This is a genomic window from Nocardia sp. NPDC060249, from assembly GCF_042728755.1.
Lineage (GTDB): Bacteria > Actinomycetota > Actinomycetes > Mycobacteriales > Mycobacteriaceae > Nocardia.
This window is the reverse complement of record NZ_JBHXAQ010000003.1, coordinates 609270-636073: the sequence shown is the minus strand read 5'-3', so window position 1 is coordinate 636073 and position 26804 is coordinate 609270. Positions and strand designations below refer to the sequence as shown.

Sequence of the window (26804 nt, the reverse complement as noted above, 5' to 3'; positions counted from 1 at the left end):
GCCACGTTATTCCCGTCGATGCGTGAAACCACGAATGGTGTCGCGCGACACCCCCGTCAGCGCGCTGATCTGGCGCTGAGACAAGCCTGACACGCCGGTCAGCGTCTGTGCCAGCCGTAACCGATCCGTTTTGGGAAGTTCAGCTGCTAGTCGCGCGGAATGCTCGGCCATCAACCCGGGCAGCAGCTGGTCCTCGAGCACGCAACGCCTGCGCAATCGCAGCATCGTGCGCTCGATGTCGTTGAACGACAAGCCCTTCGACGCGAGCGCGACCGCGTCCACCGCGCCGTCGGGCAAAGGCTGCCCGGCGAACCGGCGAATCGCCTCGCAGCGTTGCTCGGCCTCGGGGAGCGCGAACTCCACGCTCACATCGAAGCGTCGCCACACGGCCGGATCCAGCAGATCGGCGTGGTTGGTGGCGCCGATGACCAGGCCCGCGCCGGTCGGCCAGTCGTCGATCTGCTGGAGCAGCACCGTCACCAGTCGCTTCAACTCGCCCACGTCGCGATCGTCGTCGCGACGTTTGGCGATGGCGTCGAGCTCGTCGAGCAGCAGCACGCACGGTCGCTGCTTGGCGTAGTCGATGGCGTGGCGCAGATTGGTGCCGGTCTTGCCGAGCAGGCTGCTCATGATGGTCGCCAAGTCCAAAACCACCAGCGGCAGCGACAATTGGTGGGCCAGCCAGGCCGCGGCCATCGTCTTGCCGACGCCGGGCGGACCGACGAACAGCAAGCTGCGGGCCGGGGTCAGATCGACGGCGGCCAGCCGGTCGGCTTGTTTGCGTTCGTCGACGATCTGGGTGAGCACGTCGTAGGTTTCGGCCGCGAGGATCGGTACTTCGGCGACGGAGCCGGGCGGGATCACCCGCACCAGCGGCAGCCGGCTGTCGCTGTCGACCGGAATCGGCGTATCCACTTCCGCGCGTAGGGGATTGGCGCGTGTAGGGTTCTGGCGCAGCAGCGCGACCAGCGCATCGGCGAGGTCGGGACTGGCATGCCGGTGTCGGCGCGCGGCCCGGCGAACGAACATCGCCACATCCTGCTCGCGCCCGGCGAGCGCCAATCTGGCCAGGTGGACGAATTCATCGGGTAGATCGGCGCTCACGTCCGCCGAACTGGAGCTCAAGGCGTGTGACATGGTCTTCTTCCGATCAAATACGTGGACTATTTTCGCTTCACTCGATCGTACGGCGTCCATCACGGGCAAAGTTCACCCCTTGTGTACCGGTTTGACATCGGACCCCACCCACAGCGCCACATTGATCTGCCGAGCCCTCAGCGCAGCAATTCCCTTCGTCGGATGCTAGTTCCGCCACGCGCCCCCATGGGCGATTCCCTGCGCGTCGGCGTGCCTCGTGGCGGGCGAATCCGGCTACAGGTCGAACAGCGACAGGCCGGGGTCGTGAATCAAGCCCGTCGCTCAGGGGATTCGTGGTGGGTGGTTGACAGCCCCGGTGGTCGTCTGTCACTCTCGTTGCAGGTCACGAGTACCAGCGTTCAGCCCCGGCTTGCTGGTCGGCAACCCTCCTCCGCGGTGGGGTGCTCCGGGTGACGACCAGGCCGACGTCCGAATGGGGCGCGGCAAGCGCGGGCCACCTCTTCAGGAGCGGGTCCCTGAGCCGACGGGATTTCGTCATGACTGCTGTAATCGACCCCACCTGTGCCATCGCCGCCGTTTCCGGTGCCGACCTGCAGGTTCCGCTCGTTCAGGGCGGTACCAGCTCCTACGCCAACTTCGACTACGCGGCCAGTGCGCCGGCGTTGAAGCAGGTCACCGACCGGATTTCGCAGTTGCTGCCGTTCTACGCAAGCGTGCATCGGGGTGCGGGATACGCCTCGCGGATCTCCACCGAGTGCTACGAGGCTTCGCGTGGGTCCGTTGCCCGGTTCCTCGATGCCGACGACGACCAGGTCGTGGTGTTCACGCGCAACACCACCGATTCGCTGAACCTGCTGGCCGGGTGCGTGCCGGGGGAGACCGTGGTCCTCGATATCGAGCACCACGCCAACTTCCTGCCGTGGGCCGCGCACGGTCGTCGCGTCGTGCGGGCCGCCGCCACGGTCGAGGAGACGATTCAGCGTGTGGTCGCCGAGCTGTGCAGCAAGCCCGCCGCGTTGCTCGCGGTGACCGGGGCCTCCAATGTCACCGGTGAGGTGCTCCCGCTGGAGCGCCTCGCGACCATCGCCCATCTGTGTGGTGCGCGCATCCTCGTCGACGCCGCTCAGCTGGCTCCGCATCGCCGGATCTCCCTGCGCGAGACCGGGGTCGACTACCTCGCGTTCTCCGGGCACAAGCTGTACGCGCCGTTCGGCTCGGGTGTGCTCGTCGGCAGGCGGGACTGGCTGGACGCGGGTGAGCCGTACCTGGCCGGTGGTGGCGCGGTGCGCAATGTCGGGGTGGCAGAGGTCGAATGGGCGTGCGCGCCGCAGCGGCACGAGGCCGGTTCGCCGAACGTATTGGGCGCGGCCGCTATTGCCGCCGCCTGCGATGCGCTCGCCGCCATCGACCCCACCGAACTCGTCGCACACGAACGCTTCCTGGCCGACCGGCTGCGTGACGGGCTGTCCGCGATCCCCGGTGTCGACCTGGTCAGCATCTGGTCCGACAGCCCCGACTGTGTGGGCATCGTCGCCTTCACGATCGCCGATTTCGCCCCCGGTAAAGTCGCCGCGTATCTCTCCGCCGAACACGCCATCGGCGTCCGCGACGGCCGCTTCTGCGCCCACCCTCTCCTCGCGAGCCTCGGCCTCGACGCCGCCCTGCGAGCCAGCATCGGCCTCGGCACCACCGCCGCCGACGTCGACCGCCTGATCAGCGCGGTAGCCACCCTGGTCACCCACGGCCCCGCCTGGAACTATGCCGCCACCGACGGCCACTGGAACCCCACCCCCGAAACCCGCCCCCTGAGTGCCTCTTCCCCCGAAGGCGCCGCCCCCTGCCTGATCGGCTGAACTCGTCACACAACGAGATCTGCCGAACGTCGGCCGTCGAGACCTGCTCTCGGCGGCCGATGTTCGTTCCCCTCGGTGAGCGGCAGCGGCCAGAGAATCCGGCCGGAACACTTCGTTGAAATTCCAGGTTTGGAATGCTTACCAGCTGGGTAACGCCTGGTGAACCTGTCGCGATGAAGCCCCCGAGATTGCCCGACAATCAAAGGGGACACCGTGACTCGACCGATTCAGCCGCCCGACCCGTGGGCCCGCCCGCCCCGGCAGCCCGAAAAGAAACGGCGTTGGCCGTTGCTGGCCGGGATCGGAGTCGCCGGCGTGCTCGGTCTCTCGGTCGTCGCCGGTCTCGGTGATGACAACCCCTCTCCGGCCGCGCGGACCTCACCCACCTCGACCACCCGCATCGTCGAATCATCGACCACTACGAAGCCGTCGACGACCACCGCCACCCCGACAACCACGGCATCCACCGTGTTGTCACTCGCTCCGGCGACCACGATCGATCCGCCACCGGCACCCATCGCGCCGACCACCACGATCGCCCCTCCACCGCCGGTCATCGTCCCCGTGCCAACGACGGTCGATCTCCCCGCCCCACGGGTCGCAGCCGTCCCGCAGCCCGAAGCACCGGCACCCGCCAGCGCCTATTACAAGAACTGCGCCGCGGCCAAAGCGGCCGGCGCAGCCCCGCTGCACACAGGCGATCCCGGCTACCGCTCCGGCTTGGACCGAGACGGCGACGGCGTGGCCTGCGAATAGCGCCGATCAGCTGGCGAGGCCGTCAGTCGAGGTCCGCGTCGAGGGCGTCCCAGGTGATGGAGACGTCGAGCGGATCAGTGATGGCGATCGCGACGGGGTTGTGGGAGCGGAAACGGGTTTCGGCGGAGACGTAGACACCCGCGGTATTGAGACGCAGGATCTCGATGGATTTCACGCGGCCGTCGTTGTTCTCCATGCGAACAATCCAGTACTGCTCGATACCCAGGCGTGCGTATTCCGCTCGTTTGTCCACACAATCGGCGGTAACCGTCGCTGGTGAAACCACTTCGACCACCAGCATGGTGTCGCTTGCTGTCGGCTTGGTTCTCCACTTGTCGCGCGGGTCTTCGATGCAGCGGTACACGATGGCGTCGGGACGGCGGAAATTGAACGGAACCTCGGAGACCAGCATGTCCAGTTCGCCGCTGGCCTTCAGGCAGGGTTGTCCGGTGGCGCGTTTCCGGATCGCTTCCCGCAGGGACTGTTTGATCGCGTCGGCGATGGCGATGTGATTCGGCGAAGGTGAGTCGCAATGCACCAGCAGGCCGTCTTTGACCTCGATCACCCGAGAGAGGTCTTCCGGCATCGCCAAATACGTGTCCAGGTCGATACCCGGAACACCAGCGCGCAACCACGACCAGTCGTATGCCTCGCTCACCGGACCAACACTAGCTGTAGCAGCTGGCGCACCGGCCGACGTAGACGCTCCGATCAGGTGTCGAGGGCGGTGGGGCGGTGGTATTTGCCGTTGTAGTAGAGCAACGGGGCCGCTGAGGGGGACTCTTCGGTTTGGTCGTGGACTCGGGTGACCAGGCCTACGGCGAGGGTGTGGTCGCCGAGGTCGATGAGTTTGTGGAGGGTGGTGCGCAGCCAGATGGGGGTGCCGTGCAGGACCGGTTCACCGGTGTCGAGGGTGGTCCAGAGGGAGCGGTCGGTGAAGCGGTCGGCGGCGGTGCGGGAGAAGCGGTGGGCCAGGTGGTGCTGATGCTCGCCCAGGAAGTGGATCACCACCGAGTCGGCGGCCCGCAGGGCGTTGATGCTCGATGAGGTGTGCGCGATGTTGAACGACACCAGGGGCGGTTCCAGGGACAACGAGGCGAACGACGTGGCGGTGAACCCCACCGGTCCGGAATCCGCTCCGAGCGTCACCACGGTGACACCGGACGGATAGTGCCGCATGGAAGCCCGATACTGCTCAGCTGTGATCCCGCTCAAATCGTCGGGAACGACCAGCCCGGTCTCGGAAGAAGGTTGCACATCGCCCACCGCCCCCAACATACGCCCGCCTGTCGGCTCTACCCCTCCCGCTGTGTCCGTTTGATCCGAAACGCTTCAGTCGATCTCGATGGGTAGGCCCGCGGTGATGCGGACGATTTCGCGGAAGTTGGTGCGGAACACGGTGTTCGGGTGACCGCCGGCTGCCCAGACTTCGGGGTGGGCGGCGAGGGCGGTGTCCACCCAGGTGGGGAGGTTGGTGGGGTGGCCGAGGGGGGCCGTGCCGTCGATGGGCTGGCCGGTGATGCGTTCGACCAGGGCGGTGGGGGCGGGGGTGAGGGTGCCCTCGAGGCGTTTGCCGGTGCGGACGAGGTCGACGTGGTGGTGATCGGCTACCAGGAGCAGGACGGGGTCGTCGTCGAGGAGGAAGACCTGGGCGGTGAGGATGGCGGTGGGCTGGGCGCCCATGGCGCGGGCGGCGTCGGCCGCGGTGGGAGCCGGCGTCTCGGGGCAGACGATGACGCCGTGGTGCCCGCGGGCGATGAGAGTTTCCGCGACCCGGCATGCGACCGGCGGCAATGACGACCTGCGCATGTCATCCAGAGTAGGTCGATTGCGGGAAATATGCTGTGTTACTTGGAGTTCTGGCGAACGCGAACCCGGCCGCTGCGCGGCCGGCCCCTCCCTAAGGGTCGGGGGGCGGGGCTGGGTGGGCGGCATGTTGGCGCGGTGGCAATAATCAGGGCATGAGTGAATGGAAGGCCTTTACCGTCGAGATCGCCGACAACGTTGCCCAGGTCACGTTGATCGGGCCGGGCAAGGGCAATGCGATGGGACCCGACTTCTGGCGCGAGCTGCCCGAGGTCTTCGCCGAGCTCGACGCGGATCCGCAGGTTCGGGCGGTGGTGGTGACCGGGGCGGGCAAGCACTTCTCGTTCGGTCTCGACCTGGCGGCGACCGCGGGCACGCTGGCGCCGGTACTGGCCGACGACGCGAAGGCGGGGCCGCGCACGGAGTTCCTCAAGGAGGTCCGCCGGATGCAGGCCTCGGTGACGGCGCTGGCCGAGTGCACCAAGCCGGTGATCGCGGCGGTGTCCGGGTGGTGCATCGGCGGTGGTCTGGACCTGATCGCCGCTGCCGATATTCGCCTGGCCAGCGCGGATGCCAAGTTCAGCCTGCGTGAGGCGAAGGTGGCGATCGTCGCCGACATCGGTTCGCTGCAGCGCCTGCCCGGCATCATCGGGGAGGGCAATCTGCGGGAGCTGGCCTTCACCGCCAAGGACATCGACGCGGCCCGCGCCGAGCGGATGGGTCTGGTGAACGAGGTGTTCGCCGATCAGGAGGCCGTGCTGGCCGCCGCGCACGCGATGGCGCGCGAGATCGCGGGCAACCCGCCGCTGGTGGTGCAGGGCATCAAGGACGTGCTCGAGCAGCGGACCAGCCCGGCGATCGCCGACGGTCTGCGTTACGTGTCGACGTGGAACGCGGCGTTCCTGCCGTCGAAGGACCTCCCCGAGGCGATCGCGGCGGTCTTCGAGAAGCGCGCGCCGGAGTTCAAGGGCGAGTAAAGGCAGTTCAAACGGTTGCCCCGGCGACCGTGCTGCCGACATACTTGCATCACACAACTAATTGATTGATGCAAGTAAAGGTAAAAGTGTGAGTGAGAGTGAGCCGGCGATCGACGCGATCGCGATCCAGCTCGTGCGACTGCACCGGCTGCGCGATCGGGCGATGGCCCAGATCAAGGACCACTCGGGGATCGACCCGGCGGGGTTCATGGTGCTGTTCCGGTTGGTGTGTGACGGGCCGATGCGCTCTGGCGCGCTCGCCGAGGCGGTGCATTCGGACGCGTCGACGGTGAGCAGGCAGGTCGCGCAACTGGTGGAGCGTGGCCTGGTGGTGCGCGCCGCCGACCCCGACGACGGCCGAGCCACCGTGCTCGAGGCCACCGACCACGGGCGCGAGACCGCCGACCGGATCCGGGCGCGACGCCGGAATTCCATCGCCATCATCACCGAGAGCTGGTCCACCGACGATCGCGAGCTCTTCGCCGGGCTGCTGACGCGGTTCGTCGAGGACTACGACGCGGCCCGCCCGGTCCTGCTGACCCAGCCGCCCGCACTGAGCACTACGGAGAACCTTTCGTGACGACAACCGCGGCACCGGTGGAATCACCGGCCGGCTTCACCCATCGCCAAATCCTGACCATCCTGTCCGGCCTGATGCTCGGCATGCTGCTGGCCTCGCTCGATCAGACGATCGTGTCGACCTCCATCCGCACCATCGCCGACGACCTCGACGGCTACTCGCTGCAGGCCTGGGCCACCACGGCCTACCTGATCACCGCGACGATCAGCACTCCGCTCTACGGCAAGCTCTCGGACATGTTCGGCCGCAAGCCGTTCTTCCTGGCCGCGATCGGTCTGTTCATCGTCGGTTCGCTGCTGTGCACGCTGGCCACGTCGATGTATCAGCTGGCCGCGTTCCGCGCGTTCCAGGGTCTGGGTGCGGGCGGGCTCATGTCGCTGGCGCTCGCCATCATGGGCGACATCATCGGACCCCGTGAACGCGCCCGCTACCAGGGCTATTTCCTTGCGGTGTTCGGTATTTCGAGTGTGCTCGGGCCGGTGCTCGGTGGTCTGCTGGCCGGGCAGGACACCATTCTCGGCATCACCGGCTGGCGCTGGGTGTTCCTGGTGAACGTGCCGCTGGGGCTGCTCGCCCTGGTGGTGGTGACCCGGGTGCTGCACCTGCCCCGCAAGCCGCACGCCACCCACCGCATCGACTTCGCGGGGGCGATCGTGCTCGCGATCGGACTGGTTCCGCTGCTGATCGTGGCCGAACAGGGTCGCGAATGGGGCTGGAGCAGTATCTCTTCGGTGGTCTGTTACGCGATCGGCGCGATCGGGCTGGCCGGCTTCGTCGTGGTCGAGAAGTTCATGGGCGACGCGGCGTTGATCCCGCTGCGGATCTTCGACAATGTGACGTTCACGCTCGGCGTGGTGATCTCGTTCGTCGTCGGTGCGGCGATGTTCGGCGGCATGCTGCTGCTGCCGCAGTACCTGCAGGTGGTGCGTGGCGCTGGGCCGACCGAGGCCGGTCTGCAGATGCTGCCGATGGTGCTCGGGCTGATGACCGGTTCGATCCTCTCGGGTCGGCTGATCTCGAAAACCGGTCGCTACCGGGCATTCCCGGTGATCGGCGCGATCATGCTGACGCTCGGGTTGTTCCTGCTGCACCTGCTCGACGCCGACAGCCCGCTGTGGCTGGCGATGCTGTTCATGGCGGTCACCGGCTTCGGCCTCGGCAATCTCATGCAGCCGCTGACCCTGGCCTTGCAGAACGCGCTGCCGCCCAAGGACATGGGCGTCTCGACCGCGTCGGCGACGTTCTTCCGCCAGATCGGCGGCACCCTCGGCGCCGCGGTGTTCCTGTCGATCCTGTTCTCGCTGCTCACCCCGAACATCACCACCGAATTGCAGCAGTCGGCGGCAGACCCCGCCTACCAGCGGGCCGTGATCGAGGGCGCGCAGAGCACCAACCCGGCGGATGCCGCGCTGGCCAAGGGCCTGCTGGCGCACGACACTTCGGCTGCGGGCAAGGTGCTCCAGGACAGCTCGATCATCCAGCAGCTCGACCCCGAACTCGCCAAACCCTTCCAGGTGGGCTTCGCCGACGCGATGTCGACGGTGTTCCTGGTCGCGTCCGCGGTGGCCTTGATCGCCCTGCTGCTCGTGCTGTTCTGGAAGGAAGTTCCGCTGCGGATGTCGGGCGGGATCCAGGCCGACGGCGATGCCAAGGCCGCCGAAGGGGTGGGAGCGCTGATCGACACCGCCGCACAGTCCGCCGCTCCGGATGGGGACCTGAGCGACGGGGACAAGGGTGGTCGAGGCCGAGTGGGTGCACCCCCGGCATGATCATCGGGTGAGTCGATTCGGCAGCGGCGGTGTGGTGCGGCGGTTACGTCGTCTGCCCGCCGCTGTCGGCTATCTGCTGGTGGGCGGGCTGACCGGGGTGGCGTCGTTGCTGGCGGTGGTCGCGCTGGCGATCGTCGCGGCCGCGAGCCTGATCGGGATCGGGATTCCCGCGCTGCCGGAGGCGGTGAAATTGATCCGGCCGCTGCTGGGGCTCGAGCGGCGAAGGGCGGGCAAGTTACTCGGCACGCCGATCTTGGCCGCCTACCGGCCGTTGACCGGTGACCTGCGTCATCAGCTCGCGACGCTGGCCGCCGATCCGGCGAATCGGCGTGATCTCGCGTGGCTGGTGCTGCACGCGATCATCGGATTGCCACTGGCCGCGCTGGCGGTGGCGCTGCCGCTGAGCGCGGTGCAGCATCTCGCCATCGCGAGTTACTGGGGTGCGCGGGCCGACGGCCCGGTGTCCAGCAGCGGCATCGTCATCGATTCGTGGACCGCCGCTGTGGTGAGTGTGGCGGTCGGCATCGTCTACGGCGCCCTCGCACTGCGCGCGCCCGAGGGGGCGAACGCGCAGGCCCGGGTGGCGGGGGCGTTGCTCGCGCCGGACGAGAACGCCGTGCTCGCCGATCGGGTCGCCGAGCTGACCGTGACCAGGGCCGCCGCGTTGGACGCGCACGGCGCCGAACTGCGCCGTATCGAACGAGACCTGCACGATGGCGCCCAAGCCAGAATCGCGGCGGTGATCATGCAACTCGGACTCGCCGAGCAATTGCGCGACCGTGATTCCGCGGCCGCCGATCGGATGGTGCGGACCGCGCAGGACACGGCGTCGGCGGCCCTGGCCGAACTCCGCGACGTGGTGCGCAGCGTCTACCCGCCGGTGCTCTCGGATCGGGGCCTGAACAGCGCGGTCGCCGCGCTGGCCGCGCGCAGTCCGATCCCGTGCTTGCTCGAGTCGAACGGCATCACCCGGCGGCCGATGGCGGTGGAGGCCGCCGCCTATTTCGTGATCGCCGAGGCCATCACCAACGCGACCAAACACTCCGGTGCCGGCACACTGTCGATCGACCTGGGTGGGCCGCCCGATCTGCTCACCGTCGAGATCCGCGACGACGGCGTGGGTGGGGCGCGGGCGACCGACGGGGGTGGTCTGGCCGGCATCCGCCGCAGAGCCGAAGCGCTCGATGGGCAGATGACACTGAGTAGCCCCACCGGAGGGCCTACTGTGGTGCGGGTGGAGTTGCCGTGCGGGTCGTGATCGCCGAGGACGACGCCCTTCTGCGGGAAGGCCTCGCCTTGCTGTTGAAGACGGCCGGGATAGACGTGGTCGCCGCCGTCGACAATGCCGACGATTTCCTCGCCGTCGTCACCGCCGACCGGCCGGACGCGGTGGTGGTAGACGTGCGGCTCCCGCCCACCTTCACCGACGACGGCCTGCGCGCCGCGGTGCGCGCACGGACAGTCCACCCCGGTCTGCCGGTGCTGGTGCTGTCGTCCTATGTGGAGGACAGTTACGCCTCCGAACTGCTCGGTGACGGTGCCGGTGGCGTCGGGTATCTACTCAAGGAGCGGGTCGGCAAGGTCGACCGGTTCCTCGAATCCCTGCACCGCGTCGCCGCCGGTGGCACCGCCATGGACCCGGAAGTGATCGCACAGTTGCTCGTGCGCCGCAAGGCCGGCGATCCGCTGTCCACCCTGACCGCTCGGGAGCGCGAAGTGCTCGCGCTGATGGCCGAAGGGCAGGACAACTCCGCCATCGCGGCACGTCTCGTCGTCACCGAAGGCGCTGTGCTCAAACACATTCGCAGCATCTTCGCCAAGCTCGGGCTCGCCGCCGACGAATCGGGCCACCGCCGGGTCCTCGCCGTACTGGCCTACCTGGACTCGCGCCCTGAATCGTCCTGACAGCTCGGCGATCGTGGTTCTCACGCCGCGCACACCACGGTGTCGAAGGCCTTCTCCACAACCTCTGCCTGGTCCTTGCTCTTCGGCAGCTCGTTCACGGTGAGGGTCACCGCGACGCCGTCGGCGGTGACACCGGTGCGGGTGTCGAAACCGGGGATGCTGCCGCCGTGCGCGACGGTCTTCTTGCCGCACGAGGTGGTCTGCTCGACCAAGCCCAAACCGTAACCAGCCGAGGGCATTCGATCGAACGTCACCGTCCGGCGCATCTGTTCCAGTTGCGCCGCGGGCAGCAGCTTGCCGTCCAGCAGAGCGAGGAAGAAGCGGTTCAGATCCGAGCCGGTAGCGATCATCGCACCCGCGGTATCGCCCCAGGAAGGATCGAAGTCGGTGAAATCGACACGAGTGCCGTCGATTTCCTGGTAGCCGCGCGGGTGTGGTGTGCGCAGGCCGAGGTCGCCCGGGGCGGGAACGTAGGTGTCGCGCAGGCCGAGTGGCTCGATGATCCTGGTGGTGATCTCGGTGGCGGCGGAGCGGCCGGTGACCTGCTCGATCAGCATGCCGAGCAGGATGTAGTTGGTGTTGGTGTAGACCGAGCGGGCGCCGGGTTCGTGCCGTGGCGGCATCGTCATCGCGATGCCGACCAGCTCGCTGGGCGAAAAGTGGCGCAGGCGGATGACTTCCGGATCAGGTCGGATCTGCCGCGAGCCGGGGTCGGTGCGCAGGCTGGGGTCGCCACCGGCCAGGTAGTCCGGTAGACCGCTGGTGTGCTGGAGCAGTTGGCGCACCGTGATGCGGGTGCCGTCGTTGCCGCTGCCCTGCACGACACCCGGTAGGTATCGCTCGATGGGACCATCGAGTTCGACCTTGCCCTCGGCGACCAGCTGCATGACCACGGTCGCGACGAAACTCTTGGTGTTACTGCCGATTCGGACGTGCGCCCGGTCGGGAATCGGTGCGCCGGTATCGATGTCACCGACTCCGGCGGACACGGTCTGTTCGCCGATCGCGGTGGTGATCACGGCCTGGGCGCCGGGAAACCCGGCCTGCACCACCGATTCGAGCGCCTGCCGGATCTCCGGCCGATCCGGTTGTGCCGCCGTGGCGCCGGTCTCGGGGCCGCACGCGGTGACGGCGAGTAGTGCGAGCAAGCCTGCTCCGGCCGCGAAGGCGCGCAGTGACCGGCCCGGAAAAGTGGTGTTGAGCTGCATGATTCGAGCCTAGGAACGAGCGGCGGCCGTGCCCATGCCGCGCGCACCCGAATCGAAGGTGGTGCCAGCGCTACCAACCCGAGGGTGGGGTGGGTGAAGCGACCAAGGGGAGAGGGAACCTACCCCTAGGGGTGGCTGTTCAAACCTCTGTGCCGCAATAACTTCGAGAAGTCGAAGTTGTCCGCGTCAGGAGAAACACAATGCGCATCAAATCCACCATCGCCGCCGCTTTGCTGGCCGTCGCGACCGTCGCCGGGGTGTCGGCGGTCGGTGCGGGCAGTGCCGCCGCGGCCCCGTACGGAACGTATTACGGCACCTACTACGAGCTCTACCAGTGCCGTGCGGCCGGGGAAGATCCCTACACCGGCGGGTACTACTGGGAGTGCACGGAGAGCTGGGACGGCTGGGATCTCTACATCTGGTACTGACACGAAAACGGGAAGTCCGAAAACTCTTCGGACTTCCCGTTTTTCGTAGGTCTATCGGCTCAGTGGCCGGATTCCTTCAGCCGGGTGAAGGACTCGTCGATGATCTTCTCGGCCTCGGCGCGGCCGAGCCACTCCGAACCCTCGACGTACTTGCCGGGCTCGAGATCCTTGTAGCGCTCGAAGAAGTGCTTGATCGCCGACAGTTCGAACTCCGAGACGTCGCCCAGGTCCTGGATGTGCTCCCAGCGCGGGTCGCCCGCGGGGACGCACAGCACCTTGTCGTCGCCGCCGGCCTCGTCGGTCATGCGGTACACGCCCACCGGGCGGGCCTCGACGATCACGCCGGGGAACACCGACTCGGGCAGCAGCACCAGCGCGTCGAGCGGGTCGCCGTCCTCGCCGAGGGTGTTCTCGATGAAGCCGTAGTCGGCCGGGTAGCCCATGGAGGTGTACAGGTACCGGTCGAGCTTGACCCGACCGCTCTCGTGATCGACCTCGTACTTGTTCCGAGAACCCTTGGGAATCTCGATGGTGACGTCGAACTCCACGCCATCTCCTTGCTCGTTCGAGTGCTGGTCTGTGCCGAATCGCCAGATCGTTCTGGGGAACCGTTGCGCAACGAGGATAGTGTGGTGTGCTGGTACACCGGTGCGGCAGGCGGCTGTAGTCGCGCAGTCGAGGCGTGTCGGTCGGCGTTGAGGGAGACACTGTCGTGGTCGATACAGGCGGCAATCCGGGATCACCGGTGCAGGGGCGCCGGAAGTCCCGCTGGATCTGGTTGTCGGCAGTGGTCGTCGCGCTACTGGTGATCGCGGGCGGGTTCGCGGCGATCGCGCAGCCGTGGACACCGGAATTCCGGCACGGCGGGCTCACCGTGGCGCCTCCGCCGGATACGGGTCAGGTGTTTCCCGAGGTGGCCCCGGCCCGACCCGACGCCCCCGCGCCGACGGTGGCCGGCATCGCCGCGGCGCTCGCTCCGGTCGTCGGCAATCCCGATCTCGGCGCGTTCGCGGGTCAGGTGACCGATCCGGGCAGCGGGACGGTGCTGTGGAGCCAGGAGCCCACCAAGGCGATGATTCCGTCGTCGACGGCGAAGATCATGCTGGTCGCCGCCGCACTGCTGACCTTGCCCGATGATCAGCGGGTGACCACGAAGGTGCTCGCCGGTGCGCCCGGCGAGCTGGTGCTGGTCGCGGGCGGAGATCCGACGCTCACCACACGGGCAGCGGGCGGCTACTACACCGACGGTGCCCGGATCGCGGATCTGGCCGCGCAGGTGCGGGCCGCGGGCCGGCAGGTGACCGCGATCGTGGTCGACACGTCCGCCTACTCGGGCCCGACCATGGCGTCGGGCTGGGACCCGATCGACATCCCGGAAGGGTCCATCGCCCCGATCGAGCCGATCATGCTCGACGGTGGCCGGTTCGATCCCTCGGCCGACTACTCCCCGCGCACCGCCAACCCCGCGCTCGACGCGGGGCGGGCGCTGGCGGCCGAGCTGGGTGTCGATCCCGCCGCGGTGCGCGTGGGACCGGCCGCGCAGACCGGTGCTCAGGTCGCGAAGGTCGAATCAGCGCCCCTGCGAGTCCGCTTGCACGACATGATGATTCACTCCGACAATGTGCTGGCCGAGACCATCGGACGTGAGCTGGCGGCGGCATCGGGACAGCCCGCCTCCTTCGCCGGCGCGGTCGCGGCTACCACAGCGGCTCTCTCGGCGGCCGGATTCGATATCGCCGGGCTGCGTCTGGCCGACAACAGTGGGCTTTCCGTCGACGACCGGGTGACGCCGAAGCTGCTCGATTCGATCATCGCGACCGCGGCGAAGCCGACCGGCAACGCGGCACTGGTGCCGACCGGAACGCAGGCCAGGCCCGAAAACGACCCGCGCGCAGCGGCTCTCGCACCGATGCTGGACTACCTGCCCGTCGCGGGCGGCACCGGCACGCTCGCGCCGCGCTTCGTCACGCAGAACCGGCAGGGTGCGGGGTGGGTGCGGGCCAAGACCGGAACTCTGAGCGTGGCCAGCGCGTTGGTCGGATATGTACTCGACCGCGACGGCCGGGTACTCACCTTCGCACTCATGTCGAACGACCGATTGCCGGAGCAGAGCAGACCGGCGCTCGACGCGGTGGCGGGTGCCCTGCGCAACTGCGGATGCTCGTAGAGAACAGGTGGCTATGACCGACAAGACCGAGCGCAAGAGTTCCGGGTTCAGCGGAGCGGTGGACTGGCGGCTGGCCGCGCGAACCGGGGCGATGCTCGCCCCCGCCGGACCGCGCGCGTCCCGGCAGACCGCGCAACAGGTCGTCGCCGAGTTGGCGGCGGCCTCGGTACTGGCCGAACTGCCGGTGCGTGAGGTCAGTGGGCTGCTCGACGACCGGCCGGTGCCCGAGGCCCGGATCGTCGACCGGCCGGGGTGGATCTCCGCGGCCGCCGACTCGATGGCTGTGCTCACCGGCACCGAATCCGCCGACGGGGGCAAGTTCGTCGGGAAACCCGCGGGCGTCCAGGCGGGCACGATGCTGGCGTTCCTGTCGACGGCGATCCTCGGGCAGTACGACCCGTTCACCGGCGAGGACGGCACCTTGCTGCTGGTCGCCCCCAATATCCTCGGCGTCGAGCAGGCGCTCGGCGTGGATCCGAGCGACTTCCGGCTCTGGGTGTGCCTGCACGAGGTGACCCACCGGGTGCAGTTCTCGTCGGCGCCCTGGCTGGCCGGGTACATGCGCACCAACGTGGACATCCTGAGCGAGGTCGGCGAGGAACCGATGAGCGAGATGCTCACCCGGTTGCTCGGTGAGGTGCGGTCGCGGCGCAACGGCGACAACGCCGACGATCCGAACAGCCGGGGAGTGGTCGGGCTGTTACGTGCGGCCCAGGCGCCGCCGCAGCGTGAGGCGCTGGATCGGCTGTTGATGCTCGGCACGCTGCTCGAGGGGCACGCCGATCATGTGATGGACGCGGTGGGACCCGCTGTGGTGCCGACTGTCGCCGATATCCGGGCGGCTTTCGATCGGCGCAGACAGCGACCGTCGAATCCGATCCAGCGGCTGCTGCGGGCGTTGCTCGGGGTGGATGCCAAGGTCGCGCAGTACGTGCGTGGGAAGAAGTTCGTCGACGCGGTGGTCGAGCGGGTGGGGGTCGCGGAGTTCAACACGGTGTGGACGAACGCGGACACACTGCCGTTGCTGGACGAGGTCGACGATCCGGAGCGGTGGATCCGCCGGGTGCTGGGGTAGGTCTCGGTAGCCTGCACACGTGACATACGCGGACGGTCGACCGCCGGGCAGGGCCGCGCAGCCTGCTCGTGGATCGTGGCTGCCGACCGAGGATCGAGATGCGATCGTTCGGTATAGCCGATGACATCGCCTCGGCCGATGCGCCTACCGGAGACGGCGGCGGTGCTCGCCGTGCGACGGGGTGTGCGTGAATGGGTGGCCGCGCGTGGTGGCCGGGGGCCGGTGGTCGTGGGGTTGTCCGGCGGAGCTGATTCGCTGGCATTGGTGGCCGCCGCTGTGGTCGAGGCGGGCGAGGTCAGCGCGGTGGTCGTCGATCATCGGTTGCAGGACGGCTCGGCCGCTGTGGCCGACCGGGCGGTCGAGCAGGCGCTGGGGCTCGGGTGTGTGGGTGCGAGGGTTGTGCCCGTCGAAGTGGGTCGGGTGGGGGGTGTGGAAGCGGCGGCGCGGTCGGCTCGGTACGCGGCGCTGGAGTCGGTCCGGGGCGGGCGGCCGGTGCTGCTCGGGCACACGCTCGACGATCAGGCCGAGACCGTGCTGCTGGGGCTGGCGCGTGGATCGGGTGGGCGGTCGATCCAGGGGATGGTGGCGTGGAATTCGCCGTGGGGGCGGCCGTTGCTCGGGGTGCGGCGGGCCGACACGGTGCGGATGTGCGCGGATCTCGGGATCGAACCGTGGGACGACCCGCACAACGCGGACCTCAGATACACCCGGGTGCGGGTGCGCAACGAAGTACTGCCGCTGCTCGAGGACGTACTCGGCGGTGGGGTCGCGCAGGCACTGGTCCGCACCGCGAGCCACCTACGCGAGGACGGCGCGGTGCTCGATGTCTATGCCGCTGAGCTGCTGCGTAACGCGCGTTCGCATCGCGCGGGTCTACCTGCCGACGGTGCCGTGGCGCGCCCTCCCGATGCCGGTGGCGAACTGCCCGGCGCCACCTGCGGCGGTGGGCTCGACGACATCGATCGGCCCGCCCTTTCGATCGAGATCCTTGCCACTGCGCCGCCCGCGTTGCGTCGCAGGGCCGTGCGCGCCTGGCTCGCCGATCAGGGCGTGACCGGGCTCGTGAACGCCCATTTACAGGCGATCGACGAGCTGGTGAGCGATTGGCACGGACAGGGCGCGGTGGCGGTGACGGGCGGCTCGAGGGACCACAGGTTGGTCGTGACGCGCGAACATGGCACGCTGGCGGTGCGAGCACAGCCGCGCATTTGATGCCACGAAGGGACACCCACTTCCGTGTACGGAGACGACATCGCATCGGTGCTGATCACCGAAGACGAGATCAAAGCCAAGATCGAGGAACTGGCCGAGCTCGTCGCCAAGCGATACCCGCCCGATTCCCCCGAAGGTGACCTCCTGCTGATCTGCGTCCTCAAGGGCGCGATCTTCTTCATGACCGATTTCGCCAGGGCGCTGTCGATCCCCACCCAGCTCGAATTCATGGCCGTGTCGTCCTACGGTTCGTCTACCTCGTCCTCGGGCGTGGTGCGGATCATGAAGGACCTGGACAAGGACATCGCGGGCCGTAACGTCCTGATCGTCGAGGACATCATCGACTCGGGCCTGACCCTGTCCTGGCTCAAGCGCAACCTGTCCACCCGCAACCCGGCCTCGCTGGAAGTAGTCACCCTGCTCCGCAAGCCGGACGCGCTGCGCACCCCCGTCGACGTCGCGCACGTGGGCTTCGACATCCCCAACGAATTCGTCGTCGGCTACGGCCTCGACTACGCCGAGCGCTACCGCGACCTCCCCTACATCGGCACCCTCAATCCCGCGGTCTATTCGTAATCTTGGAGCGCTGGCGCGCTCGAGTTCGCGCCCCCGGCGGTCCCGCCGATCAGGTACCGCTGCTTGCTCCTTCGTCGCCTACGCAACGGCACCTGATCGGCGGGACGGGCGCGAACCGCCGACTGCGTCGGCGGCCCCTCCTCGAGGTCGGGGCGGTCGGGGCTGGGGATCGACGACTCTGATTAAGGCCCGGATATCGGCGTCGATCGCGCGGAACAGCGCGTACGAGCCGAGGAAGGCCACGACGCTGCCGAGGTAGACCACGCGCAGCGAGACCATGGTCGGCAGCAGGTCCTCGGTGGGCAGCAGGGTGATGGCGACCATCGCGATCAGCGGGATGGACGCGGCGACGGCCAGGTACCAGCCGCAGCGCTGCAGGAGTCCGCGCAGCGCCGCGGCATCGGTGTGGAACCGGTGGCCTTGCTGCAGGAAGGCCGGGTAGGCGCAGCGGACCATGTAGAAGGTGATCAGGAAGAACGCGTAGGTCGCCGCCACGGCGCAACCGATGGCGTTCGATGTCAGAAATTGCACCGTGGTGCGCGTCTCCAGTTCGCCGGTGCTGACCTTCACCGTGGCGGGCAGGATCGCGGCGGCGGTGACCCAGAACAACAGGGCGACGACAACCGCCCGGTCACCCAGATACAGCGATTGTCTGCCTGCCAGGCCCAATGTCTCGGTACTCACGCGCCGCCCCGCCCGCAACGCGCGCGGAACCAGGATCGCGTGGCGGGACAGGTAGACCAGAATCACCGCGCCGAGCGCGAAAGCGATCACGTTGGTCACCACCGAGACGATGTGCACTGCCTCGCGAGCGGCGGGCTCGAGCCGCTGCACCAGCAAGCCGGAGTTCTGCCAGGTCTTGTATTTCACGGCGAGCGCGTTGGGCACCGCGATCGCCAGCGTCATCAGCACAACCATGAAGGGCCGCAAGCGAATTCGAAAGGAACCGGCAGGCGGGTCGACCAGGTTCCTGCCGCGTGGGTCAAGGCAGAGGTCGAACTGTTCGGCGAGGACGGTGCCGTCGGACCAGCGGTCGCCTCGATCCGGTTCCAGGCAGCGGAGCAGCACCCGGCGCAGTGCGGGCGGACAGTCCGGCGGAAGGTGTTGTAGCGCGGAGTCGCTCACGCCCTCGCTGCGCGAGGTGAGCATCGCTTCGAGTCTGGTCTGATCGCCCCAGGCGGGGTTGTCGGCGCCGGTGTCGTCGAACGGCTTCGTGCCGGTGAGCAATTCCCACAGCAGCACGCCCAGTGAGAAGAGATCCGAGCGTGCTTCGAGGTCGGCGGCGCTGCGGTCGTAGCCGGGATGGCTGGCCTCGAGCTGCTCGGGTGACATGTACGCCAGCGACCCGCCGAAATACGAGAGCGGGCTGGTGCCCGCGGTCTCGCTGAAGCTGATGTTGAAATCGGCGAGCTTTGGCACACCCTCGGCCGTGAGCAGGACATTCGCCGGCTTCACATCACGGTGCAGCACACCCCGATCAGCCGCGTGATCCAGCGCCGCGGCCAGGCGACGTCCCAGCCAGGCCACGGTGTCGGGCCAGCTGAGCTGGGCGATCTCGCGGCGCACGCTCGAATCCGTCGGGCGGATCTCGCCCTTCTCCGTCATCGCCGCGTCGATCGCGTCGAGCAGGAGCCGACCGCCGCGTTCGGCGGGTGGGGTCGCGCGGACCCAGCGCAGCAGGCCGAGCAGGGTGCCGCCGGGCAGGAACTGCATGTACAGCAGGCGCAGCCGGGGTGATCCGTCGCCGGGTGGATCGAGGACGAGCTGATCGAAGACGCGCACGATGTAGTCGTGGTCGAGCTGGGCCAGGGTTTGCGGCTCGGTGCCGCTGTCGGCGGAGATCTTCACCGCGACCAAACGTTGCATCGATCGTTGCCGGGCCAGGAAGACCCGGGCGAACGCGCCCGCGCCGAGCTCGGTCAGCAGTTCGAAGTCGCCGACGCGGTCGCCCACCTCGAACCTGTCGAGCCCGCGACGATCGGTGGAGTGCATGGTGGCGGTGCGGTCGAGCGAGGGGCGGGTCGCCTCGGTGATGACTGTCGAGCTCACGACGGGTCATACGCGCGGACCGGCACGGAAGTTCATCCGCGCCGGCGATCGTCAGCTGACGACGCGTTCCAGGGCTTTCAAATCGGCTTCGAGGGCGCGGAAGAGCAGGTAGGAGCCGACGAAGGCGACGATGCCGCCGACACAGAGCACCCGAACGGCGACGATCACGGCCGGGATGTCACCGGGCGGAAGAAAAGTGACGCCCGCGACGGCGAGCAGGGGGACCGAGGCGGCCACCGCGAGGTACCAGGTGCAGCGGCGGCTCAGCTCGCGCAGCCAGGTGCTGTCGTCGGTGCTGATCTCGCCGTGGCGAAGGAAGATCGGGTAGATACAGCGGACCAGGTAGAACGTCACGAGGAAGAACGGGTAGGCCACTGCGATCGCCCCGCAGACCAGCAGGGATGCGAGGAAATGGACCACGGCGTGGCCGGGGACATCACCGGCGGCCAGCTGCAGCGCGATCGGGAAGGTCATTCCGGAGATCGCCCAGAGCGAGAACACCACGATCACCACCCGGTCGCCGATGCGCAAGGTGTCGTGTCTGGTGCGGCGCAGGATCTGTGGGTCGTAACGGCGGCCATGGCGAAGGCCGCGCGGCACGGAGAGCACGAATCGGGCGAGGTAGATGAGCACCGCGGCGCCCAGCGGGAAGAAGACCACGTTCACGCCCGCGGTGATCACGACGAACGATTGCTGAGCGGACTCGCTGAGTCGGCTCACCACCAGATTCTGGTTGTGCTGGATGTTGTACCAGGACGCCAGGGCGTTGGGGATGCCGATCGCCAAGATCATCACCAGCAGCGGCCACTTGCGCCACACCATCCGCCAGCTGTTCGGCGGCGGGTCGACGAGGTCGCGGGCTCGGGCGTCCAGACACAGGTCGAACTGCTTGGCCAGCACCGCACCCTCGGCCCAGCGCCGCGACCTGTCCGGGTCGAGGCAGGTCAGCAGGACGCGGCGCAGGGCAGCGGGACAGTTCGCCGGAACCCGGTCGAGCGCGGTGGGGTCCACGCCGCCGGTTCGTCGCTCGAGCATCGCCTCGAGGGTGGTTTCGTCGCCGCGACCCTCGGCCGCGGCGGTGTCGTCGTCGAACGGCTTCGCGCCGGTCAGCAGTTCCCACAGGACCACGCCGAGGGAGTAGATATCGCTGCGGGTGTCGAGGTCGGCGGCGGTGCGGCTCAGGCCGGGGTGACAGGCCTCCAGCTGTTCGGGCGACATGTAGGCCAGCGAACCGCCGAAGTAGGCGACCGGGCTGGTGCCCTCGACGGAGCGGCTGAAGCTGATGTTGAAGTCGGCGAGCTTCGGCACGCCCTCGGCGGTGAGCAGCACATTCGCCGGTTTCACATCACGGTGCAGCACACCGTGCGAGGACGCGTAATCGAGCGCCTCGGCCAGCCGCCTGCCCAGCCAGGCCACCGTTTCCGGCCAGCTCAGGGCGGCGATCTCGGAGCGCACGCTCGAATCGGTCGGGCGGATCTCGCCCTTCTCCGCCATGGCGGCGTCCACCGCGTCGAGCAGCAGTTCGCCGCTGCGTTCGGCGGGTGGGGTCGCGCGGACCCAGCGCAGCAGGCCGAGCAGGGTCCCACCGGGCAGGAACTGCATGTAGAGCAGGCGCAGGCGCCGCGAACCCGAGGGCGCCGAACCGGTGTCCATCAGTTGCTGGTCGAACACGCGCACGATGTAGTCGTGGTCGAGCTGGGCAAGCGTCTGCGGCTCGGTACCGCGGTCGGCGGAGATCTTCACCGCGACCAGACGCTGCATCGACGTCTGCCTGGCCAGGAACACGCGCGCGAACGCACCCGAACCGAGCCCGGTGAGCAGCTCGAAGTCGCCGATTCGCTGGCCGATTTCGATGCGGTCGAGCGGCTCGAACACCCCGGGATTCGAGAGTGGGTCCGTCGACGCCGTCGCGGCCGACGTGGCGGTCGCGGTGAGGTCGAGCTGCGGGCTGGTCATCTGGGTACTACGAGTCGGGTCCGGCGTTCGGTTCATCGTCGCGTCGGGATCGTCGGCCCGGTGGGTGCTCTGGTCGAGGTCCTCGGTGTTGAGCAGGCCGCGCAGACTGGCCGCCTGCTCCGGGTACTCGCGCAGGCACTCGCGCGGGTCGACCCGTTCGCCGCTGTGCCTGCGGATGACGAATTCCTCGAACACCAGCCCGGCGGGCAGCGACGCCCGGTCGAGTTCGGGGAACTCGGCGCAGTAGTTGGCCAGCCGCTTGCGGTCGATGCCGGTGCCTGCGTGATGCAGCCAGCGATGGCGCAGGTCGACCCGGATCAGCTCGTGCAGCGCCTGCGCGCGCAAGGTGGCCGCGTCGGGAAGGAACTCGGCGATGTCGGGCGGGCGCTCGTCGGCCGCGCCCCACGCGGTGGCGAACGCCTCGACCATGTCGACGCGCAGATTCGTGGCCCGACCGGCTGTTGCGTCGGGTTGTTCCCCGCTTCCGGTGTTATCGCTCATCAACCGACCTAAAGGGTTCGCGCGGATCGGTGCGAAATTCATTCCGCCACACCCGCCGCCATCGCCGGAGAGCTGTACTTGAAATGATAACTTGCGCCTCTAGAGCTGATCACCCGAATTTCGACGACCATGCGACGGGGGCGAATCCGCAGATGAATGAAGACCTCACAGCGGTAGCATGGGAGTCCGTCGACGACGACGGCGTAACGGACGCTGAGGTGACGATGGACTCGTCTCGCCCTCCTGCCGACGAATACCCCATCGGCGGCCCCGCCGCGGCGCTGGCCGCCCGGGTCCGCGCGGGCACCATCACGCCCGCCGACGTCACCGCCGACGCGCTCGCCCGAATCGGTTCGGAGAATCGCAAGATCAACGCGTTCACGGTGGTGCGCGCCGAGCGAGCCAGGGCCGAGGCGCGGGAACTGGCCGCCAGGCAAGATCTCGACGAGCTGCCGCTGGCCGGGGTGCCGGTGGCGGTGAAACAGAACATCGCGGTGGCAGGCGAACCGACCCGGGCCGGTTCGGCGGCCACCTCGGCCGAACCGGCGAGCGTCGATCACCCGGTCGTGGCGAGGCTGCGCGCCGCGGGCGCGATCGTTGTGGGGTTGACGGCGATGCCCGAACTCGGCTTGTGGGCGAGTACCGACTCCGCGGGGTGCGTTACCCGCAATCCGCGCGATGTCGGCCGGTCGACGGGTGGGTCCTCGGGTGGCGCGGCCGCCGCGGTGGCCGCCGGACTCGTGCCGATCGCGCACGGCAACGACGGCCTCGGCTCGATCCGGGTGCCCGCCGCCGCGTGCGGGGTCTTCGGGATCAAGCCGGGTAGACACGTGGTGCCCGCACAGATCGGCGCCGATTCCTGGGCGGGACTGGCCGAGAACGGCGTCCTCGCGACCACGGTGTCGGACGCGGCGCTGGCGCTTTCGGTGCTGGCGGGCCGTTCCGACCTGGCCGAACTACGCAAGCCGCAGCGACTACGCATCGGACTGGCCGTGGCTCCGCCGTCGCGACTGGTCCGGATGGATCGGCACTGGACGGCGGCGGCGCGCACCGCGGGTGCGCGCGCGGCAGTGGCCGGACACGAGGTGCAACCGGTGGAACTGCCCTACGGCGACACGGCGCTGTTGATGCTGCTGCGCTGGCCGAGCGCGGGTCTGGCCGACGCCGACACACTCGAGAATCCCGACCTCCTCCAGCAACGCACCAAACGTCATCTGGCGATCGGCAGGGTGATCCGGCGACTCGGCCTGGTCCGCCCCAGCCAGATCGACCGGACCGAAGCCAGGCTGCTCGAATTCTTCGAGGACTTCGACGTGGTGATCACCCCGACGCTGGCCGCGCCACCGCCCAAGGCCAAGCAGTGGAGCGGGCGCGGGTGGGCCGCGAATGTCGTGTCCTCGGCGCGCTACGCACCGTTCACCGGACTGTGGAATCTGCTCGGCTGGCCGGCGGCGTCACTGCCGATGGGCACCCATCCCGAGGCGCACACCCCGTTGGCCGCGCAACTGGTCGGTCCGCCGGGCAGCGAGTCCACCTTGCTCGGTCTCGCTGCCCAACTGGAACTGTCGAACTAGACCGCGATCGGCTGCGGCTGCGGTGCCGGCTCGGAGAAACCGCCGTCGACGGCGCGACCGGCGAATTCCAGAATGGTCGGGCGGGTGTCGTCGGCCCGCCACGCCACCGCCAGCTCACACGGGGTGAGACCGGCGACCGGACGCGCGGTCAAGCCGGGCCAGCGGTACATCGGCACGTTGTTCTCGGCGAGCAGGCACACGCCGAGGCCCAGGCTCACGGCCTCGAGCTTGTCCTCGGGGGTGGCCGCCTCGGCGCCGATCTTGGCCGCCTTGCCGCCGCGGGCATCGTTGCCGAGCCAGAAGTCGCGGACCGCGCCCGCCTCGGTGGGCAGGGCGACGAAGGGCTCGTCGAGCAGATCGGCGAACTCGATGCTTTCCTGCTCGGCCAGCGGATGCGACTCGGGCAGCAACACCCAGCGCGGCTCGGTGCGCAGCACCTGCCAGCGATAACGGTTGGGGTCGGGCAGCGGCAGCCAGACCAGCGACAGGTCGGCCTGTCGACCGGCCAGGCCGCTGGACGGGTCGTTCCACGACGCGGCGTGCAGGGCGAGGCGGTGACCGCTCGCGCTCTCGAGGTCGTTGAGCAGACCCCGGCCGAGCGCGGACTGGATACCGACGCGCAGCACCTCGCCTGCTTCCTGGAGGGACACGTTGGTCACCTCCCACAGCTCGAGGATCTTGCGTGCGCCTTCGAGCAGTTCCTTACCGGCGACGGTGAGGGCGACACTGCGCTGGTTGCGGTCGAACAGGACCACGTCGAGCTGGCGTTCGAGCTGGCGGATCTGGCGTGACAACGTCGGCTGAGCGATATGCAGCCGCTGGGCGGCGTTCGTGAAATGCAGTTCCTCAGCGACGGCGACGAAATACCGCAGATCGCGCAAATGCGGGTCCATAGCACCTTGCTATCAGAATCGGTCGGGAAAATCCAGCCAAAACGGGCAAGGAAGTTCGCGGAGGTGGATCAAAACAGTCACCAGGTTGGTATTGCACAGCATATGGCCTGACATGGTGAGCTGCACCATCGGATTGTCTATTGTTCGTGCCGATCTGCCGCCGAGTGGATCTGTGTCACATCTGGGCAGCTGACCAGCGAAAACGCGTCGGCGTTCACATCACCTGGCCGGATGTGGGCCGCGCCGCGTCGCTGTCCTGCGCGTCGAAAGGTGCCGCTGACCACGGCGAGCCCAACCAGCAGGTTCACGTGAGTGATCTTAGTCACAAAGAAGTTTCGAAGCGACGAATCCGGCTGCGCGCCAACGTGCGTCGCAGCCGGAATCGGCTACTCGCTCTTCTTGAGGCGCAGCACCGCGGGCAGGTCGATCCGGCGCAACCCGCGCGCACCGGCCGCCCGCATCGCCGCGACCGCGACGACCAGCTTGTTCATGTCGGAGGGGTACCAGAACAATTCCTTGCTCATGGTCGGCAGCTTCGGCTTCGTCATCGCCTGCGCGCGACAGTACTTCCGCAGTCCCGACGCACCGCCCCAGCGCGCGCCGACGCCGGACAGGCCCCAGCCGCCCATCGGCATCGCGGGATTGAACAGGTTCGAGAACACGTCGTTGATGTTCACCGCGCCCGTGTTCAGCTGCCTGGCCACGCGCTCGCCGCGCGCCTTGTCGCCGGTCCACACCGACGCCGAGAGCCCGTAGATCGAGTCGTTGGCCATCCGGATCGCCTCGGCCTCGTCGGCCACCTTCATCACCGGAAGTGTCGGGCCGAAGGTCTCCTCGGCGACGCACGACATCGAATGGTCCACATCCACGAGCACGGTCGGCTCGAAGAAGGTGCCGACGCCGGTGCGTTTGCCGCCGGTGGTCACCCGGGCGCCCGCCGCCACCGCCTCGTCGACGTGGCGCTGCACGATCAGCACCTGGTTCTCGTTGGCGAGCGCGCCGACGTCGTTCTTCGACTCGCGACCGTCGGCGCCCTGGCGCAAGGCGGCGACCGCCGCGGTCAGCTTGGTGACGAACTCGTCGTAGACCGGCGCCTCGACGTAGACCCGCTCGACCGAGATGCACACCTGACCGGCGTTGAACATGCCGCCGAAGGCGACGCCGTGCGCGGCGCGGTCGAGGTCCGCGTCGGCGAGCACGATCGCCGGGTCCTTGCCGCCGAGCTCGAGGCTGTAGGGCACCATCCGCTCGGCGCAGGCGGCCGCGATCTTGCGGCCGGTGGCGGTGGAGCCGGTGAACTGGATGTAGTCGGCGTTCTCGACCACCGCCGCGCCGGTCGCGCCCGCGCCGGTGACCACCTTGAACACCGGCGGCGCACCGATCTCGGCCCAGCCGCGGGCCAGCTCCACCGCGGACAGCGGCGTCACCTCCGACGGCTTGAGGATCACCGCGGCGCCCGCCGCCAGTGCGGGGAACACGTCGATCGCGGGCATCGCGAGCGGGAAGTTCCACGGCGTGATCACCCCGACCACGGGATAGGGGCGGTAAGCCACGGTCAGCGCCTTCACCCGCGCGAGCGGGCTGTGCGGGGACGGGTGCTCGTCGGCGAGGAACTTGCCCGCCCGGCGCGCGTAGTAGCCGAGGATGTCGACCGCGAACGCCGGATCGATGATCGCGTCGACGCGCGGCTTGGCGGTCTCCGATTGCAGCACCGCGGCCAGATGCTCGGTGTTGTCGATCAGCCAGTCCTGCATCTTCAGCAGCCACTGCTTACGCCCGGCCGGCCCGATCGCTTCCCATTCGGGTTGGTAGAGGCGCAGTTCGCGGACCGCGGCCGCCACGTCGTCGGGCGTGGTGACGGGCACGGTGCCCACGAGGTCGCCCGTGGCCGGATTGTGTACTTCGATCACCGCGACGTCTTTGTCGAGTTCGCTCACTGGTCGTTCTCCTCGTGCGTCTGCTGAATTCGGTTCACCGACTATCACGGCGCGGCCAGGAGGAAGTGGCGTGCCTCAGATAATTAGAACACGTTTCAATTCTGGCTCGCGCTGATTCCTACGTCGTCTCGCTGACCTCGTTCTCGCGCGCTGCGATCCGGCGTAGCGGCGGCTCGGTGGGCGGCGGGACCCGGCGATCGGGGAGTTCGGCCAGCAGCGCGGTGGTGGCCGCGGCGATGGCCGCGACAGCTTTGTCGACCGCGGGTTTGGTGGCGCTACTCAGGCCGGAGATGCCGCCGACTTTGCGCACATATTGCAAGGCGGCAGCGTAGATCTCCTGCTCGGTGGCGGCAGGCTCCAGACCACGCAAGACGGTGATATTTCTACACATGACAGAACCATAGACCTGTGAGGCATGACACGACAGGCGAAGAATAAGGGGATCTGAAAATCTCGTGATACACGTGAGATTCGCACGCCACCC

General features: G+C 68.3%; 24 protein-coding genes and 1 riboswitch. Of the genes, 13 read left to right on the top strand and 11 right to left on the bottom strand.

Annotated elements, in window-relative coordinates; genetic code table 11:
• Positions 1-6 precede the first annotated feature (6 nt).
• Complete coding sequence (locus tag ACFWFP_RS16815) at positions 7-1137, bottom strand: AAA family ATPase (RefSeq protein WP_379295924.1); 1131 nt, start codon at positions 1135-1137, stop codon at positions 7-9.
• A gap of 341 nt (positions 1138-1478) precedes the next feature.
• Positions 1479-1593, top strand: a riboswitch (SAM riboswitch).
• Positions 1594-1634: 41 nt separating this feature from the next.
• Here ACFWFP_RS16815 and ACFWFP_RS16810 point away from each other — a divergent pair.
• Both ACFWFP_RS16810 and ACFWFP_RS16805 read left to right on the top strand, forming a co-directional pair.
• Positions 1635-2951, top strand: a complete 1317-nt coding sequence (locus ACFWFP_RS16810; RefSeq protein WP_379295922.1) for an aminotransferase class V-fold PLP-dependent enzyme — start codon at positions 1635-1637, stop codon at positions 2949-2951.
• Between the two features lie 213 nt (positions 2952-3164).
• On the top strand, positions 3165-3707 hold the full coding sequence (locus ACFWFP_RS16805; RefSeq protein ID WP_379295920.1) for an excalibur calcium-binding domain-containing protein: 543 nt from the start codon (positions 3165-3167) through the stop codon (positions 3705-3707).
• A gap of 22 nt (positions 3708-3729) precedes the next feature.
• Here ACFWFP_RS16805 and ACFWFP_RS16800 read toward each other — a convergent pair whose 3' ends face one another.
• From ACFWFP_RS16800 to ACFWFP_RS16790, 3 genes are all read right to left on the bottom strand, one after another.
• Complete coding sequence (locus tag ACFWFP_RS16800; protein ID WP_379295918.1) at positions 3730-4365, bottom strand: Uma2 family endonuclease; 636 nt, start codon at positions 4363-4365, stop codon at positions 3730-3732.
• Between the two features lie 53 nt (positions 4366-4418).
• Positions 4419-4886 carry a flavin reductase family protein gene (locus tag ACFWFP_RS16795; RefSeq protein WP_379296017.1) on the bottom strand — a complete coding sequence of 156 codons (468 nt, stop codon included), beginning with the start codon at positions 4884-4886 and terminating at the stop codon, positions 4419-4421.
• Between the two features lie 153 nt (positions 4887-5039).
• The gene (locus tag ACFWFP_RS16790; RefSeq protein ID WP_379295916.1) at positions 5040-5516 is read right to left on the bottom strand and encodes a YbaK/EbsC family protein; all 477 of its coding nucleotides are present in this window, start codon (positions 5514-5516) and stop codon (positions 5040-5042) included.
• 152 nt (positions 5517-5668) lie between these two features.
• Between ACFWFP_RS16790 and ACFWFP_RS16785 the strand changes: the two genes are divergently transcribed.
• From ACFWFP_RS16785 to ACFWFP_RS16765, 5 genes are all read left to right on the top strand, one after another.
• A complete protein-coding gene (locus ACFWFP_RS16785; RefSeq protein ID WP_379295914.1) occupies positions 5669-6490 on the top strand; it encodes a crotonase/enoyl-CoA hydratase family protein in 822 nt (273 codons plus the stop codon).
• Positions 6491-6578: 88 nt separating this feature from the next.
• Complete coding sequence (locus ACFWFP_RS16780; protein ID WP_379295912.1) at positions 6579-7070, top strand: MarR family winged helix-turn-helix transcriptional regulator; 492 nt, start codon at positions 6579-6581, stop codon at positions 7068-7070.
• On the top strand, positions 7067-8839 hold the full coding sequence (locus ACFWFP_RS16775) for an MDR family MFS transporter (RefSeq protein ID WP_379295910.1): 1773 nt from the start codon (positions 7067-7069) through the stop codon (positions 8837-8839). Before ACFWFP_RS16780 ends, ACFWFP_RS16775 begins: the two co-directional genes overlap by 4 nt.
• A 7-nt stretch (positions 8840-8846) precedes the next feature.
• Positions 8847-10097 carry a sensor histidine kinase gene (locus ACFWFP_RS16770; protein ID WP_379295908.1) on the top strand — a complete coding sequence of 417 codons (1251 nt, stop codon included), beginning with the start codon at positions 8847-8849 and terminating at the stop codon, positions 10095-10097.
• Entirely contained in the window at positions 10085-10744 is a 660-nt protein-coding gene (locus tag ACFWFP_RS16765; RefSeq protein ID WP_379295906.1) for a response regulator, read from the top strand. Before ACFWFP_RS16770 ends, ACFWFP_RS16765 begins: the two co-directional genes overlap by 13 nt.
• Before the next feature lie 20 nt (positions 10745-10764).
• On the opposite strand, the gene ACFWFP_RS16760 is transcribed toward ACFWFP_RS16765, so the two are convergent.
• Positions 10765-11952: a serine hydrolase domain-containing protein gene (locus ACFWFP_RS16760; protein WP_379295904.1), complete on the bottom strand. Its 1188-nt coding sequence runs from the start codon at positions 11950-11952 to the stop codon at positions 10765-10767.
• A gap of 200 nt (positions 11953-12152) precedes the next feature.
• On the opposite strand from ACFWFP_RS16760, the gene ACFWFP_RS16755 reads away from it, so the two are divergent.
• Positions 12153-12380: a hypothetical protein gene (locus ACFWFP_RS16755; protein ID WP_378631491.1), complete on the top strand. Its 228-nt coding sequence runs from the start codon at positions 12153-12155 to the stop codon at positions 12378-12380.
• 59 nt (positions 12381-12439) lie between these two features.
• Here the strand turns inward: ACFWFP_RS16755 and ACFWFP_RS16750 are convergent, their stop codons facing one another.
• Positions 12440-12928: an inorganic diphosphatase gene (locus ACFWFP_RS16750; RefSeq protein ID WP_357212065.1), complete on the bottom strand. Its 489-nt coding sequence runs from the start codon at positions 12926-12928 to the stop codon at positions 12440-12442.
• 164 nt (positions 12929-13092) lie between these two features.
• Here ACFWFP_RS16750 and ACFWFP_RS16745 point away from each other — a divergent pair, with 164 nt between their 5' ends.
• The 4 genes from ACFWFP_RS16745 to hpt all read left to right on the top strand — a co-directional run bounded on the left by ACFWFP_RS16745 (position 13093) and on the right by hpt (position 17410).
• Complete coding sequence (locus tag ACFWFP_RS16745; RefSeq protein ID WP_379295902.1) at positions 13093-14547, top strand: D-alanyl-D-alanine carboxypeptidase/D-alanyl-D-alanine-endopeptidase; 1455 nt, start codon at positions 13093-13095, stop codon at positions 14545-14547.
• A gap of 13 nt (positions 14548-14560) precedes the next feature.
• Positions 14561-15622: a zinc-dependent metalloprotease gene (locus ACFWFP_RS16740; protein WP_379295900.1), complete on the top strand. Its 1062-nt coding sequence runs from the start codon at positions 14561-14563 to the stop codon at positions 15620-15622.
• A 138-nt stretch (positions 15623-15760) separates the two neighbouring features.
• The gene (tilS, locus tag ACFWFP_RS16735) at positions 15761-16834 is read left to right on the top strand and encodes a tRNA lysidine(34) synthetase TilS (RefSeq protein WP_379296015.1); all 1074 of its coding nucleotides are present in this window, start codon (positions 15761-15763) and stop codon (positions 16832-16834) included.
• Between the two features lie 24 nt (positions 16835-16858).
• Complete coding sequence (hpt, locus tag ACFWFP_RS16730; RefSeq protein ID WP_056819061.1) at positions 16859-17410, top strand: hypoxanthine phosphoribosyltransferase; 552 nt, start codon at positions 16859-16861, stop codon at positions 17408-17410.
• 78 nt (positions 17411-17488) lie between these two features.
• On the opposite strand, the gene ACFWFP_RS16725 is transcribed toward hpt, so the two are convergent.
• Together ACFWFP_RS16725 and ACFWFP_RS16720 are read right to left on the bottom strand one after the other, a co-directional pair.
• Positions 17489-19459, bottom strand: coding sequence for a serine/threonine-protein kinase (locus ACFWFP_RS16725; RefSeq protein ID WP_379295898.1), 1971 nt, complete (start codon positions 19457-19459; stop codon positions 17489-17491).
• Positions 19460-19510: 51 nt separating this feature from the next.
• On the bottom strand, positions 19511-21916 hold the full coding sequence (locus tag ACFWFP_RS16720; protein WP_379295896.1) for a protein kinase: 2406 nt from the start codon (positions 21914-21916) through the stop codon (positions 19511-19513).
• A 224-nt stretch (positions 21917-22140) separates the two neighbouring features.
• Between ACFWFP_RS16720 and ACFWFP_RS16715 the strand changes: the two genes are divergently transcribed.
• Positions 22141-23490, top strand: a complete 1350-nt coding sequence (locus tag ACFWFP_RS16715; RefSeq protein WP_379295894.1) for an amidase — start codon at positions 22141-22143, stop codon at positions 23488-23490.
• On the opposite strand, the gene ACFWFP_RS16710 is transcribed toward ACFWFP_RS16715, so the two are convergent.
• The 3 genes from ACFWFP_RS16710 to ACFWFP_RS16700 all read right to left on the bottom strand — a co-directional run bounded on the left by ACFWFP_RS16710 (position 23487) and on the right by ACFWFP_RS16700 (position 26711).
• Complete coding sequence (locus tag ACFWFP_RS16710) at positions 23487-24383, bottom strand: LysR family transcriptional regulator (protein WP_379295892.1); 897 nt, start codon at positions 24381-24383, stop codon at positions 23487-23489. The genes ACFWFP_RS16715 and ACFWFP_RS16710 overlap by 4 nt on opposite strands.
• Positions 24384-24769: 386 nt before the next feature.
• Complete coding sequence (locus ACFWFP_RS16705; protein WP_379295890.1) at positions 24770-26320, bottom strand: aldehyde dehydrogenase family protein; 1551 nt, start codon at positions 26318-26320, stop codon at positions 24770-24772.
• A 118-nt stretch (positions 26321-26438) separates the two neighbouring features.
• Positions 26439-26711 carry a DUF2277 domain-containing protein gene (locus ACFWFP_RS16700; RefSeq protein WP_379295888.1) on the bottom strand — a complete coding sequence of 91 codons (273 nt, stop codon included), beginning with the start codon at positions 26709-26711 and terminating at the stop codon, positions 26439-26441.
• Positions 26712-26804: the final 93 nt, after the last annotated feature.

What these genes read in the sequence shown, in the direction of transcription:
- ACFWFP_RS16790 (WP_379295916.1), bottom strand. Translation starts at nt 5,516, where the DNA reads ATGCGCAGGTCGTCATTGCCGCCGGTCGCATGCCGGGTCGCGGAAACT.
- ACFWFP_RS16710 (WP_379295892.1), bottom strand. Translation starts at nt 24,383, where the DNA reads ATGGACCCGCATTTGCGCGATCTGCGGTATTTCGTCGCCGTCGCTGAG.
- ACFWFP_RS16715 (WP_379295894.1), top strand. Translation starts at nt 22,141, where the DNA reads ATGGACTCGTCTCGCCCTCCTGCCGACGAATACCCCATCGGCGGCCCC.
- ACFWFP_RS16785 (WP_379295914.1), top strand. Translation starts at nt 5,669, where the DNA reads ATGAGTGAATGGAAGGCCTTTACCGTCGAGATCGCCGACAACGTTGCC.
- ACFWFP_RS16740 (WP_379295900.1), top strand. Translation starts at nt 14,561, where the DNA reads ATGACCGACAAGACCGAGCGCAAGAGTTCCGGGTTCAGCGGAGCGGTG.
- ACFWFP_RS16795 (WP_379296017.1), bottom strand. Translation starts at nt 4,886, where the DNA reads ATGCGGCACTATCCGTCCGGTGTCACCGTGGTGACGCTCGGAGCGGAT.
- ACFWFP_RS16720 (WP_379295896.1), bottom strand. Translation starts at nt 21,916, where the DNA reads ATGAGCGATAACACCGGAAGCGGGGAACAACCCGACGCAACAGCCGGT.
- ACFWFP_RS16815 (WP_379295924.1), bottom strand. Translation starts at nt 1,137, where the DNA reads ATGTCACACGCCTTGAGCTCCAGTTCGGCGGACGTGAGCGCCGATCTA.
- ACFWFP_RS16810 (WP_379295922.1), top strand. Translation starts at nt 1,635, where the DNA reads ATGACTGCTGTAATCGACCCCACCTGTGCCATCGCCGCCGTTTCCGGT.
- ACFWFP_RS16755 (WP_378631491.1), top strand. Translation starts at nt 12,153, where the DNA reads ATGCGCATCAAATCCACCATCGCCGCCGCTTTGCTGGCCGTCGCGACC.
- ACFWFP_RS16760 (WP_379295904.1), bottom strand. Translation starts at nt 11,952, where the DNA reads ATGCAGCTCAACACCACTTTTCCGGGCCGGTCACTGCGCGCCTTCGCG.
- ACFWFP_RS16700 (WP_379295888.1), bottom strand. Translation starts at nt 26,711, where the DNA reads ATGTGTAGAAATATCACCGTCTTGCGTGGTCTGGAGCCTGCCGCCACC.
- tilS (WP_379296015.1), top strand. Translation starts at nt 15,761, where the DNA reads ATGCGCCTACCGGAGACGGCGGCGGTGCTCGCCGTGCGACGGGGTGTG.